The organism is Pseudoclavibacter helvolus (assembly GCF_049707175.1).
GTDB classification, from domain to species: domain Bacteria; phylum Actinomycetota; class Actinomycetes; order Actinomycetales; family Microbacteriaceae; genus Pseudoclavibacter; species Pseudoclavibacter helvolus_A.
The window spans coordinates 212,086-224,325 of the sequence record NZ_JBNAFM010000001.1 but is presented as its reverse complement, the minus strand read 5'-3'; the positions used below and the strand labels follow the sequence as shown (position 1 = coordinate 224,325).

The following is a 12,240-nucleotide window of genomic DNA, read 5'->3' as shown; positions in this document are numbered from 1 at the left end:
GTTCGGCCCCGGGGCTCCTCGCCGCCGGGGCCGTGCATCCGGTGCCGCTCAGTCGCGCGTCGCGACCACGCGCGTGAGGGTGATGCGGGTCTGCTTCTTCGGCAGCGCCTTGCCTTCGCGGCGGTCGACGTACTCGGTCTCGCTGACGCGGAAGGTTCGGCCCGGCCGGTACGGGGTGTGCAGGTCGGGGAAGACGCCGCGGGCCACCTGCTCGAGCAGCTCGAGGCCGTCGGCTTCCGTTCCGACTGGCTCGGAGTGCCCGAGCTTCGTGCCGACCGCGCTGATGCTCACGGTCTCGGTGATGACGACGTACTGCTCACTCATGCTGAACCTCCAGTGCTCGGCCGGGGTGCATCCCGACACCTTCACGGTACGAGCCGGAGGGGGCGCGGCGCTTCGGCCGCGAAGCTGAGTTGCCGGGCATCCGCGCCCTGCGCGTCAGCCTTGCGGCTGAGCCTCGCGCTGCGCGTCGAACGAGGCGAGGAGCTGCTCGATGCGCTCGGTGATGATCTCGCTGCCGTACTCGGGGGCGGATGCGATGGTGCCGTCCGCGGCGAGCAGCAGGGCCGCGGGGGTGGCTTCGGCCTCGAAGTACTCGGTGACGGCCTTCGCGCCGAAGTACGTGGAGGGCAGAGCGCCCGGGTAGGACTTCTTGACGGAGGCGCGGCTCGAGGAGGTGGCGACGATGATCTGGGCGTTGTCGCCGAGGCGTCGCGACCAGTCGCCGATCTGGCTGAGCACGGGGCCGCACGAGCCACACCCGACGCGGGCGAAGATGAGGATCGTCGTCTTCTGCGGGATGACAACGAGGTTGTAGAGCAGCTCGGGGGAGCCGTCGCCCGAGACGAGCTCGAGGTTGTGCGGGATCATGTCGCGGGCGCTCGGGTCGGAGATGAGGTCGGGGCTCTGGTCGACGAGCTCGAAGTCCTGGCCGGGGGTCGCGCTCGCGGGCGAGCTGGCCGGGGCGGCAGGCGTCTTCACGAGGCTTGCGACGATGCCGACGAGGGCGACCATCGCGATGGCGACGAGCCACGTCCAATCACCGAGCGAGAACAGAGCGAGCTGCGCGGGAACGCCGAGGGACATGCCGGGGAGCAGCAGCGCGAAGAGCGCCGCGAGGGTGAGCCCGGCGTTGCGCCAGATCGTGACCTGGCTGACGGGCTCCGTGCTGAGCGCGCCGAAGCAGTTGCAGTCGACGGCTTGGCGCTTGGCGACGCTTCGCGCGACGACGGCCAGGTAGGCGGCCATGAGGAGCGCCGCGAGGGCCGCTGCGACGAGGTAGGTGGGCCCGCTGAGGAGCAGCAGCGCTGCGCCGAGGACGATCTCGCCGACGGGGAGCGCGACGGCGGTCCACGGCTTGCGCAGTGCGGCGGGCAGGCCGAAGGAGGCGAACGACTGCAGCGTGCGGGAACGCTGCGGGAGCTTGAGCGCTCCGCTGGCTATGAGCACGCAGGCGACGAGAACGGGAAAGATCACGAAGGTGGGAAGCACGCATTCATTATCGTCGTTGTGCGGCGCGTCGAGCGGCCGAGCTTGACCGGTGGCGCGGGGCCGTCGAAAATCAACGCATGCGCCTGAACTCCCTCGATGTGGTGCGCGGCTTCGCGATCTTCGCCATGATCATCGCTCACACGGTCGTGTTCCTCGATGACCGCGAACCGCGGGTGCTGGAGGTGCTCTTCCATTTCCTCAACGATGCCGCCTCGCCGCTCTTCGCGCTCGTGATCGGCGTGACCGCCGGCTACCAGCTGCGCGACGCGGCGCGCTGGGACTCTCGGCGGAAGAGCTTCTTCGCGATCTCGTGGGTCATCAAGTCGATCGTGCTGATCCTGGTCGGCCTGCTCTTGAGCATCAACTTCTCTGGCGTGCTCATCGTGCTCGACTTCCTCGGCATCATGATGCTCGTGGCGACGCCGTTCCTGTTCCTTCCCGCTGCATGGTCGGCGGGGGCGGCCGTGCTGTTCCTGGCGGCGGCTCCGCTCGTGAACGAGGCGGCCCGCAACTGGGCGCTCACGTCGGCGTTCTCACCGACGTCGATGTACGACCCGACCGCGCTGCTGCTGGACTGGACGGTGCTCGGCTCCGCGTACCGCCTCACGAACCTCCTCCCGATGCTGCTCATCGGCTTCCTGCTCGCGCGGTGGCAGCTCGGGAACCTCCGCCGCACGGCGTGGGTGTTCGGCGGGGGAGCGGTGTTCCTTGGCGCGTCACTGCTCATGCGCGGCTGGGAGGAGGCCACGACCGGCGTTGCCCAGTCCGGCTCGTACGGGGACGAGACCCGCGACCTTGGCCTCGCGCTGCTCGCCTACGCGGGTATCCAGCTGCTCGGCGACTACTCGGGTGAGCGGATGCGCACGTGGTTCGCCAGGCTGACGAGGCCGCTCGCCGACATGGGCACGATGGCGTTCACGATCTACTGCCTGCACGTGATCATCCTGACGGCGATCTGGTCGCAGCTGCTGCTGGGCGAGGAGAACTGGCTCGCGGGCCCCGGCCTGGTGTACCGGCAGCCTCAGGGCGTGCTCACGATGATCGCCATCATGGTGGTCTGCATCCTTTTCGCAGGCCTGTGGCGCCGATACCTCGGGGTCGGCCCGATCGAGCGGGTTATCGGGGTGCTGTCACTCAGGCACCCCCCGGAAACATTGCTTGCAGGTCCTTCCGCTTCGACCACGCGATCCGAACCAGCTCTTCAAGCACCTCCAGGTTGAGCGACGAGAAGCGCCCCGCCCAGATGCAGTCTTTGCCGAGCTTGACCTTGCCGAGCTGCTCGATGAGCCCTTCCGGTGCCCACATCTGCAGGCCGTAGATCGACATCGACGCCTTGCGAGGCGAAAAGCCGAGGATCATCGCGTCGCCCGAGTGCCCGCTCTCGTAGGTGTAGTGGTACGTGCCGTAGCCGATCATCGTCGGCCCCCATACGACGGCCTCCTCGCCCGTGACCCGATCCATGATCTCCTTCAGGATGCGCGCATCCTCTCGCCGCCCCGCCGGCTCGGCCTGGTCGATGAGGAGATCGGGTGAGACATCGGACGGCTTTGTCTTTGTTTCTGCCATGACGAGATTATGGCCCCGGCCACCGACAAAGTGGGGCCGCTGCGGCTGAATCGTGAGCTGGATTCGCGATAGGATTCCCCACGGTCGCCGCACGCTCGGCGATTGTGGGGCCTGTAGCTCAGTTGGCAGAGCATCGGACTTTTAATCCGCGGGTCGTGGGTTCGAGCCCCACCGGGCCCACTCATCTCCATCGCCCTGGGGTTCCTTGCGAAGCGGAGCGTCGTCGTCGACCTCGCCACTGAGGAACGTCATCGAGAATTCCAGGCACGTAGCCACCGTGACCAGCTCGTCGTAGCACGAGCGTCGTCGCCCCCGCACCTCTGCGCTCATTTTCGACGGAGTCGTTTCGTCAACACATCCGTCTCGAAGGGCGAGCATGTCCGCGTCGCGCAGGCTGTCATCGGCACGGTCATCCAAGGTCGGCGTGCCCGGGTCGAAACTGCGTCTCAACGCTTTCGATGATGTCGTGGCACCAAGCGTCGCTTCGAACTGCACCGCATCGACTACCGGGGCGCCACGCACCTCTTGAACGGGTCCTGGGTTGCGAACGAACGCGATGAGGATCTGCCTGCCATGCATCCGCTTTGCCATCGGCTCGTGCACGAGCTCATGGACACTGACGGAGTGCTTCGACACGTGCGCTTCCGGAAACAAGCCACGCTGTCGGCGATCGCGAAGGTACGCGCCCGTCTGCGCACCTTGATCGGAGCACGATGACCGACACCAGCAACGCCGCCGGCGACACCGCAGTCCCGAACTTCTCAACCGAACCCTGGCCCAGGAATGCGCCTACGTGACCACCGAGGGCAGCGCGGAAGCCAGGGTCGCGATCTACGACACCTGGCTCCATCCCTAAAATCACCACCGACCCCACACCGTCATCGAATGAGCAACCCCATCAAAACGCGTTCACAACTTCACGGGCAATGCAGCTAAACCGCCGGCTACTCGCGTGGGGCGCGAATCCACTCAGGTCTTGGAATTCCCGAATAGCCTGATTCCCGAGACGCGAGCCGACCGGCGTGAAGTGCTGGTATCTCACCTGCAAGCAGACCGAGGTCGGAGTCAGAAGCTAGTGGAATCGCACCGTTCCGATGACACGTCTCGCACTGCGGGTGTCGGCGGCCTGAGTGCGAGCAGCGTCAGACAACTGTGGGGTCAATGGGGGCTCGGCCCCAGCTCATTGGCTCTCGCTGGTCTTGGCGCAAGTGCTTGCCTCTGTAATACTCGCTCTCGTAACTGAACTTCACAAAGCAAGGTCGGGAATGGAAGTCGAACGAAGAGTTGCCTTACATGGCGGGGACGCTGCGGCCTGGCTGAAGCGGATCGGACTCGATGCGCGGACAGGCTCAGCACGTCTCCGGGTGCGCGGTGACGTGATGCGTTCACATGGCTTCTCGCTTGGGAGGGTGTGGCACTCATCTACGGCTCTGCGTCCGCGAACGGAGCGCGAACTGCACCCGCAAGTTCGGATGCTTGTGCTTGTGCCCGTGCTCGGTCGCGCCGCGATCATCCGGCCGGACGGTTCCGGTCAACATATAACTGAATCACAGGTGCTTCTGTGCAGGGATGATGCAGCAATCGAGGTACTTAATGTGGAACCTTTCGCTTGGATCGTGCTGGGGACCGAGCCTCAGCGATTGCTGCCCGGTCTCCGTGAGCGTGAGCGGACGTCCGCGGTGGTCGAAGCCGACGCAGGTCTCCGAGATATTTTCGTCAGTGCGGCGACCGCATCGTTGAACGTCGACATGCGCGTCACGGCTCCCCACTTCGCTGTATGGCGCCGAGGACTGGAACGGCTGGCGTCAAGCCTCTTGTTCTCCGAGCGTATGGGCGACGCCCAGATGAGTCCGACAGAAGACCTCTTCTCGAGAGCCTTGCGTTGTATCGAGGCAAATGCCGCGGATGCCGGGTTCCAAGCCTCCGACATCGCCGAGAGGCTGAACGTCTCGATCGGGCATTTATATCGGGCCTTTGCGAGTCACGAGACCACTCCGCGAGGAGAGCTTCTCCATCATCGGCGACAGCTCGCGCTTGACTTACTGACCGAGCATCCTCCATCGGTCGAATACGAGGAAGTGGCACTGAAGTCGGGGTTCAAATCAGCCCGGGCACTGAGGTCAGCTCTCGGGCAGTAACCACCCGCCCACTCCTTCGTGCCACATAGCAAGATGCCTCGCCGGACCACCACCCGGCGGGGCATCTTGCTGCGTGGCCGAATGCTAGCAACCAGCCTGGAAGGTCATGTTGCTGAAGTAGATCGCCTGCGGGACGTTCGTTGTGAGCGTCGTCGAGGAGTAATAGTGGACCGTGATGGTCTGAATTGGGCCGGCGTAGAAGATGCCGTTGACCGAGTTCGCCGTCGAAACGGCCGGGTTGGTCTGCACGACGGCTGCTTGCCACGGGGAAGCGGCAGAACCTGTTCCCGAGACCTGACTTCCGAGCGTGGTGACGCTTGTGGGCGCGGGGCTGATGTTGGCGACGTCCCGGTAGGTGTTGTCGGCCGGCCACGTGAACCCCTTGAGATCGAACCTCAGGTTCTGAACCGGTCGATCGAACGTGAGTGTGACGGTTTGTCCGTTCGCGTTCGATGCGGAGGCTCCCGTACGGACCTGGAACAGCGCAAGCCCATTCGCGCCGGTCTGCAAGTTGCGAGGCGTCGTGTCAGTGTTCGTCGCGGCAGCGTAGTCGGCCGTGAAAACGCTAGAAGCCGTGAAGCCAACTGGGGCCACGGTTGCGGGTGCTCCGGTGAGCGGGATTGTCGCTGCGCCAGCAGTCGGGGATGTCCGCGTGTAGTTCGTTCCCCCGGCGACCCCCGTCGTGACACGCAGGGTGCCGTCGTAGAGCTGCGAGCATGGCGAAGCCGAGGCGAACGGTGCAGTCGTTGCGACAGCAACGACCGGAATCGTCCACGCTGCGCCGGTAATGATCGTGCGCCGTTTAACGTTCCCGGGCTCGTGTGAGTTGCTCTGTGTCATGTGTTCCTCTTGTCGTTGATCGGTAGGAGACGACGTAACCATCACACGGCGCTAGTACCGCATCCAGCATCTGGAGAAGTTCGCACGCGCAATGAGAAGATCCATGCATTGCGCAACCGCCGGAGCGAGCGTTTCTTGACGCGGTGCTCAGAGTTCTGCCTGCTCCCGAGAATCGCCAAGGCTGATCGACGCATCCATACGGAACCGTGTTGCGCGATCGGTCTGCTTCAGAGCCCTCAACGCGTCCCGTGCTGAGCAAGCTAGGTCTGGGAAGCCCGTCTGAAGCGCGAATCAAGGAAGCGCGTCCAACGGAGAGCCGTGACGCCCCGTACGCGACCGCCCCGCAAGCGAACCGTTGCCAGGTCTCAGTAGCGCCGAAGCGCATCAGCAGCGATGTGGGGTGGCCTGGCGTTCGTGCGACGGAGGTGCATGGACGTGCAATTCGCCGCATTCGAAGGTGGTGTAGTTCTTGGGTGAAGAGTCAGTGAATCCCGTGAAGCAAGAATCTACATCAGCTTTTCGGCTGTAGGGCGAGGCCTGGATCATCAGGTGCCGCGCATCGAGGAGGCCCTGCGCGGGTGATTTGTGGGGTGAATATTGAATCGCCGAGTGCCTCCGGTTTTGTCTGGATTGAGGGCGCCGGGGTCTGGTGGTCGAACAAAATCACCTCTCAGGGCCAGCATTGAGGCGGGTTTCTCTATCTCTGCTGAGGAACTCGAGTGGTGGCAGGTTCCTGGGGCATGGGTGGGTAGTTCGATTGCTTGCTGGAACCCGAATTAGCGCGGCGGTGTGCATCTTGCTAGCTTCACGTCTGGTTGGTAGGTCGAGCGACCGCGGAGACTTTCCTGTCACTTTGCGACAGGTGAAGTCTGGAGTCGGTGCAGCTGCGGAACACGCTCGCGAGATGCGGCGCCTCTCGGCTCTGGCTCGAGCAACCGGGAGCCCTAGGCCGGGAACAGCTAGAGCGGGGTCTGCCCCACCCCTAAAAACTTCGCGTGAGTTCGCCGCGAGACAAAACGGACAAAAGGATGGTCGAAGATGGAAGAAACAAGCCGCCGCGGCGTGCTCAAAGCCGCCGCATGGGCCACGCCGATCATTGCTGTGGCCGCCGTTGCGCCCGCGGCCGTGGCATCTCCGTGCTCAAAGGCCTATCAGGGTGTGTTGCGCCTCACGACTGGGCAGTCGCAGGCACCCAACTACACAAGGTCGACACCGACCTCGGGAACTGCATCTGTGACGTTGGACGGCGCACCAGCAGTCGTGGCACCGATCAACGTATCCGTAACCAGCGTGTTCACCAGCAACTACACGCCAGCGACCAACGCCGACCCGATCCCGCGCAACCTGCAGACAGGGCCCTACGGACTCTCGTTGATGCAGCTGCGATCCGGGGCGTCAACTTCGAGCACTCAGGGGCAGACCGTAACCTTCACCTTCAGCCGACCGGTGTCGGACCTCCGGTTCACTCTCGGTGGATTCACCTGGCCAACTGATCAGTCATACCGAGATGCCGGATATTTCACCGCAACTCCAGCGTCGTACGCCAATCCGTCGCAGGTCACGGGGTCCGGCATCGCCGCCTCACCGTGGGTAACGAGTGTTCAGCAGAGTAATCCGCCGGTCACTGCAGCAAACACTGTCACCAACCTCTTGTTCCCGGGTGCCATCTCGAGCTTGACGTTCCACTACTACTCCGCGACGAGCCGCACTGACGGCGGGGAGAACTCGCCTCAAGCCGTCTATTTCTCGGACATGGCCTTCCGCGCGGCCTGTTAGTAGGTAGGTCGACCTGTCACGTGGTGATAGACCGTCCGGTCTTTCTGGGGAGAGAGCCGGATGGGTGACCGGGCACGCAATCATAGTTGCCTGATCACCGGGCGGATGCAGGCCCCTTGGGGACCCGGGCCTGCGTCCGTCTTGGCCCGATCTCGACTCATGATCGCGGACGTCGAGGATGGCATTCGGCCTGGCGTGCCTCAGGCTCCAGCAATCGAATTGCGAGAAGCGCGGCCCGTATCAGGGTGCGTGAGCAAGAGTAGAAGGTCTGTCACAGGGCGGCAGAGAATCCGTTGCAGGCCTTACTTCCCGGACGCTGTTCCCGCTGGTCCGCGATCTTGCCTTTGTCCGAGTTCCGGTCGCGGTCACTTGCCGGGTGTTGGGCTTTGCCTGGCGAGCGTCGCTCAGCTGGTGTGCGACTGGCGTCCGGCAGTGCGCCTGGGTCAGAGCTCACCCTGCCGACACCGCCATTGACATCCATGCCGACGACCAGCGAGAGAGTGCGATGAGCGCACTCTCGTGGCGGCCCGAGAGTCCATGGCCACGGGAGGTTCGAGCATCACCGGACTCACTGTTCTCAGGCCGTGGTCGCGCCCCACCTACTGCGCAGGTAGTCGGCGACGAAGATGTTGCCGATCAGCGGGCCTGCCGCGAAGATGATGACGCCAGCCAGCCAGGCGTCGCTTCCGCGGAACACAAGCAGCCCGATGGTCGAAGCGACGATCACGGCGACGGATGAGAGGATCCCGTTCCGGCGGACCCTGCTCGGCCAATGGGCGCCGGCCCCGATCATGATGAGGCCCGCCAGCCAGCCGAGAACGGGCACGACATACCAGCCCGCGATGAGCAGCACGGACGTCGTTATCGCGTAGCCGCGTGGCGTCTCTGGCACGGGCGGCACGGAGCTTTCAGCGTGTGCATCGGCGGCGATAGCCCGCGGGTCACCGAGTTCGCGGATTTTGACCCTCGTCGCGTCTTCATCGAGTCCGCGCAGCTCATCGGCAATATCACCGAGGATCTCCTCGCGGAGATCCTGCGGGCTCTCCGCGAGTGCGGCTTCGAGTTCCCTCAGGTACTGCAGTGCGTCGTTGTTCTGCGATTCGAAAGGCGTCATGCGCTGCCTGCTTCCTGCTGATCGAGTGGACGGCTGGCGTCAGGGTGCGCCAGGTCGGCATGGGGTTCAATGACCGCTCCCACGGCAACGGCGAACGGACGCCACTGGTCGCGGAACTGCTCCAGCTGGGCGAGCCCTTCCGTGGTGATCGCGAAGTACTTGCGTGGTCGAGCCGAGTCGGATTCGTCGGCGTGCGCGACGATCAGGCGCCGCTCCCGCAGGCGATTCAGCAGGGGGTACAGCGTGCCGATGCTGCCGATGAGGCCGAGCTCGACCAGTTGCTCCGAGATGCGCCACCCGTACGCGGGGCCCTGCTGCAGGAGCCCGAGCACGCAGTACTCGACGACCCCCTTGCGGAGTTGCGCGCCAACCGGGTTAGTCATGCAATGCACTATATCTTGCAATGCAGACTAACGCCAGCGGCTCGACCTCAGGCTTCAACGCAACTCGTCGAAGCTGGTGTGACGTTCTCGCTGTCCACGTTGCGTGATCGTCTAGGTTTATCCGGGTGATGATGATGTCGAGGTGGGCAGCGTGTGCGCTCCTCGTGTCGGTGGTCTCCGGAATCCTGGCCGCAGGCTTCACCGTTGCACGCCTGGACTGGGCGACCGGCCTGGCAACGCTGACCGCGCTCGCGGCGGCATGGACGTCCGTCGGGTTCGTCCTGCGCGATCAGCGGCGAGACCGCAGGCGACTTGAAGAAGTCGCCGAGCTCAGCACGAGGCGCGCCGACCAGGCGTCGGTCCTGAGCCACGAGCTCCGCACGCCGCTTGCGGTCATCCAAGGGGCTGGCGAGCTGCTCGCAGAAGAGCGAGCCGGGCCGCTGACCGACAAGCAGGCGGTGTTCGTGCACCGCATCATCGACAACGCCGTGCGCATGCACAATTTCTCGGAGCAGCTGCTCACGAGGGCCCGCCTCGAGGCTGGGCTCGTGTCGATCGAGCGGTCTCGGGTCGACCTGCGAGTCCTCTTCCGCGGGGTGGTCGAGGAGCTGTCCGAGATCTCCGACGTCACGGTGATCCTGGATGCACCAGGGGCGCCGGTCAGCGCGTTCGTCGACCCGCAGCTCACGAGGCAGGTCATCACGAACCTCGTGAACAACGCGGCGAGGAGCGAATCGGCAGGCGGGCGGGTCGAAGTGCGTATCGTTCCTGGAGACGACGAGGTCATGATCTCCGTCAGCGACGGAGGGACGGGTATGACGGATGCGCAGCGCGAGCGGCTCTTCAGTCGCTTCTCGAGCGGCAGGCCGCTTGGCAACGGGACGGGCATCGGCCTTTTCATCTCGCAGCAGTTCGTGGAGCTCCAGGGCGGTCGCATCCACGTCGACACGATCTCGGGGAAAGGGACGACGATGATGTTCACGCTTCCGCTGTTCGACGCCAATACCAGTGGACGTCGGGGATGACGGCACCGCACAGCCTCGCGTTTGTCGTCGACGACGAACCCGCGATGCTCGATATCGTCACGTTCGCCCTCGAGACGCAGGGCTTCTCCACAGAGTCGTTCCGCTCCGCCGAAGCCGCATGGACGGCGCTCGAGCGAGCGCGCCCCGACCTCGTCGTGCTCGACATCATGCTGCCGGGCATCTCGGGGATCTCGCTCTGCCAGCGCATCAAGTCGCGCTGGGACCTGCCCGTCATGCTCGTGACCGCCAAGGGCGAGGTCTCCGAGCGCATCGCGGGGCTGGAAGCCGAGGCCGATGACTACGTCGCCAAGCCGTTTCACCCGCGCGAGCTCGCCCTCAGGGCTCAACGGCTGGTGCGCCGACCGGATGCGTCCCGCGCAGTCGTGAGCGGGGGCGTCCGCCTCGAGCTCGACCCGGCGAGTCACGACGTGATCGTCGGTGCCGAGCGCGTGGCCCTGACGAACATCGAGTACAAGCTCCTTGCCGCGCTCATGTCGCATCCGAATTCGCCGCTCGACTTCTCGCAGCTCCTCCTCATCTGCTGGGGCGAGTCTGACCGACAGGGTGACCGAGAGATGATCAAAGCCACGGTGTACCGGATGCGCCACAAGCTCGAGGCGGCCATCGTCGGAAGCTCCGCGGCCATCGAGAGCGTACGAGGCACCGGGTACCTGCTGCGCGCCGACCGCTGACCATCACGCCTCGGCGAGCGAGACGGTGACAGGACTGTCACCGAGCATCACCAAGCTGTCACTGGGCGCCGCTCGCCCCGCTCCTACCGTTGGAGCGTCAGGCATCGCGTCCTGATGCTCGACAGTACGGAATACAGAACAAAGGAGTTCTCCAGCATGCAACGCAAAATGCTTCCTCTCGCGGTCGCGGCAGCGGCCGCCACCGCTCTCTTGGCCGGATGCTCGGCGGGTGCGGGCACAGAAGCGGGCGGCTCGAGTGAACCGGTCACGTTCATCTGCAGCCCCCAGGAAGACTGGTGCCAGCTCATCGCCGCCGAGTTCACTGCTGCCTCCGGCATCCCGGCCAACTACGTGCGCCTGAGCGGCGGCGAGGCCGTTGCACGGCTCAGCGCAACCGGCGAGACTCCCGAGTTCGACGCATGGTTCGGCGGCGGGGCCGAGGGGCACCTCGCGGCCGACGAGTCCGGCTACCTCGAGCCGTACACGTCGCCGAACGCCGAGCAGATCCCGGCCGAGTACAAGGACGCGGACGGGCGCTGGACCGGCGTGTACGTCGGGGCGCTGAGCTTCTGTTCCAACACCGACGTCCTCGAGGAGATCGGCGCGGAGGCGCCCACCTCCTGGGCAGAGCTGCTCGACCCGAAGTTCAAGGGCAACATCGCCATGGCTCACCCGGGAACCTCGGGCACGGCCTACCAGGCGCTCTGGACCGAGGTCGAGCTGAACGACGGCGACCAGGACGCGGCGATCGGCTTTTTCGGCAAGCTCCACTCGAACATCCTCCAGTACTCGAAGAGCGGCAGCGCGCCAGGCCAGATGGCCGGCCGCGGCGAGGTCGCGACGGGCGTGATCTTCGCCCAGGACTGCCAGAAGTTCGTCAACGAGGGCTTCACGAACCTGCAGACGACCTTCCCATCCGAGGGCACCGGTTACGAGGTCGGCGCGGTCTCGCTCATCAAGAACGCGAAGAACCCCGAAGGTGCCAAGGCGTTCATCGACTGGACGCTGACGGCTGAGGCACAGGACCTCGCCGCGACGGTCGGCAGCTACAGCGTGCCGACGAACCCGGATGCGACCATCACCGAGGACATGGTCGACTTTGACACGCTCAAGCTCGTGCACGCGGATATCGACGCGGCAGGCGAGGCACGCAATGAACTCACGGCCCGATTCGACGCGGAGGTGGCGCCTGCTCCCAAGGAGTAGAAGCCACTC

General features: G+C 64.9%; 12 protein-coding genes and 1 tRNA gene. 7 read left to right on the top strand and 6 right to left on the bottom strand.

Features of this window, described 5'->3' with window-relative positions; all coding sequences use genetic code 11:
* Positions 1-48: 48 nt before the first annotated feature.
* Together ACPYN9_RS01295 and ACPYN9_RS01290 are read right to left on the bottom strand one after the other, a co-directional pair.
* Complete coding sequence (locus ACPYN9_RS01295; protein WP_424463226.1) at positions 49-324, bottom strand: hypothetical protein; 276 nt, start codon at positions 322-324, stop codon at positions 49-51.
* Positions 325-438: 114 nt separating this feature from the next.
* Positions 439-1,491 (bottom strand): MauE/DoxX family redox-associated membrane protein, encoded by a 1,053-nt coding sequence (locus ACPYN9_RS01290; RefSeq protein ID WP_424463225.1) that lies wholly within the window; start codon positions 1,489-1,491, stop codon positions 439-441.
* A gap of 77 nt (positions 1,492-1,568) precedes the next feature.
* Here ACPYN9_RS01290 and ACPYN9_RS01285 point away from each other — a divergent pair, with 77 nt between their 5' ends.
* Positions 1,569-2,711, top strand: coding sequence for an acyltransferase family protein (locus ACPYN9_RS01285; RefSeq protein ID WP_424463223.1), 1,143 nt, complete (start codon positions 1,569-1,571; stop codon positions 2,709-2,711).
* Here the strand turns inward: ACPYN9_RS01285 and ACPYN9_RS01280 are convergent.
* On the bottom strand, positions 2,626-3,057 hold the full coding sequence (locus ACPYN9_RS01280; protein ID WP_424463221.1) for a DUF1801 domain-containing protein: 432 nt from the start codon (positions 3,055-3,057) through the stop codon (positions 2,626-2,628). The two genes, ACPYN9_RS01285 and ACPYN9_RS01280, sit on opposite strands and share 86 nt — an antisense overlap.
* Before the next feature lie 107 nt (positions 3,058-3,164).
* Here ACPYN9_RS01280 and ACPYN9_RS01275 point away from each other — a divergent pair.
* Together ACPYN9_RS01275 and ACPYN9_RS01270 are read left to right on the top strand one after the other, a co-directional pair.
* Positions 3,165-3,237, top strand: a tRNA-Lys gene (locus tag ACPYN9_RS01275).
* Between the two features lie 1,304 nt (positions 3,238-4,541).
* Complete coding sequence (locus ACPYN9_RS01270; protein WP_424463220.1) at positions 4,542-5,195, top strand: hypothetical protein; 654 nt, start codon at positions 4,542-4,544, stop codon at positions 5,193-5,195.
* An 84-nt stretch (positions 5,196-5,279) separates the two neighbouring features.
* Here the strand turns inward: ACPYN9_RS01270 and ACPYN9_RS01265 are convergent, their stop codons facing one another.
* The gene (locus tag ACPYN9_RS01265; RefSeq protein WP_424463219.1) at positions 5,280-6,035 is read right to left on the bottom strand and encodes a hypothetical protein; all 756 of its coding nucleotides are present in this window, start codon (positions 6,033-6,035) and stop codon (positions 5,280-5,282) included.
* 1,038 nt (positions 6,036-7,073) lie between these two features.
* Between ACPYN9_RS01265 and ACPYN9_RS01260 the strand changes: the two genes are divergently transcribed.
* Complete coding sequence (locus tag ACPYN9_RS01260) at positions 7,074-7,811, top strand: hypothetical protein (protein WP_424463218.1); 738 nt, start codon at positions 7,074-7,076, stop codon at positions 7,809-7,811.
* 577 nt (positions 7,812-8,388) lie between these two features.
* Here ACPYN9_RS01260 and ACPYN9_RS01255 read toward each other — a convergent pair.
* Both ACPYN9_RS01255 and ACPYN9_RS01250 read right to left on the bottom strand, forming a co-directional pair.
* Positions 8,389-8,925 (bottom strand): DUF1700 domain-containing protein, encoded by a 537-nt coding sequence (locus ACPYN9_RS01255; RefSeq protein WP_424463216.1) that lies wholly within the window; start codon positions 8,923-8,925, stop codon positions 8,389-8,391.
* A complete protein-coding gene (locus tag ACPYN9_RS01250; protein WP_424463214.1) occupies positions 8,922-9,308 on the bottom strand; it encodes a PadR family transcriptional regulator in 387 nt (128 codons plus the stop codon). Before ACPYN9_RS01250 ends, ACPYN9_RS01255 begins: the two co-directional genes overlap by 4 nt.
* Before the next feature lie 128 nt (positions 9,309-9,436).
* On the opposite strand from ACPYN9_RS01250, the gene ACPYN9_RS01245 reads away from it, so the two are divergent.
* From ACPYN9_RS01245 to ACPYN9_RS01235, 3 genes are all read left to right on the top strand, one after another.
* Positions 9,437-10,333: a sensor histidine kinase gene (locus ACPYN9_RS01245; RefSeq protein WP_424463212.1), complete on the top strand. Its 897-nt coding sequence runs from the start codon at positions 9,437-9,439 to the stop codon at positions 10,331-10,333.
* The gene (locus ACPYN9_RS01240; protein WP_424463211.1) at positions 10,330-11,025 is read left to right on the top strand and encodes a response regulator transcription factor; all 696 of its coding nucleotides are present in this window, start codon (positions 10,330-10,332) and stop codon (positions 11,023-11,025) included. Before ACPYN9_RS01245 ends, ACPYN9_RS01240 begins: the two co-directional genes overlap by 4 nt.
* A 156-nt stretch (positions 11,026-11,181) precedes the next feature.
* A complete protein-coding gene (locus ACPYN9_RS01235; protein WP_424463209.1) occupies positions 11,182-12,231 on the top strand; it encodes an ABC transporter substrate-binding protein in 1,050 nt (349 codons plus the stop codon).
* The last annotated feature ends 9 nt before the right edge of the window (positions 12,232-12,240 follow it).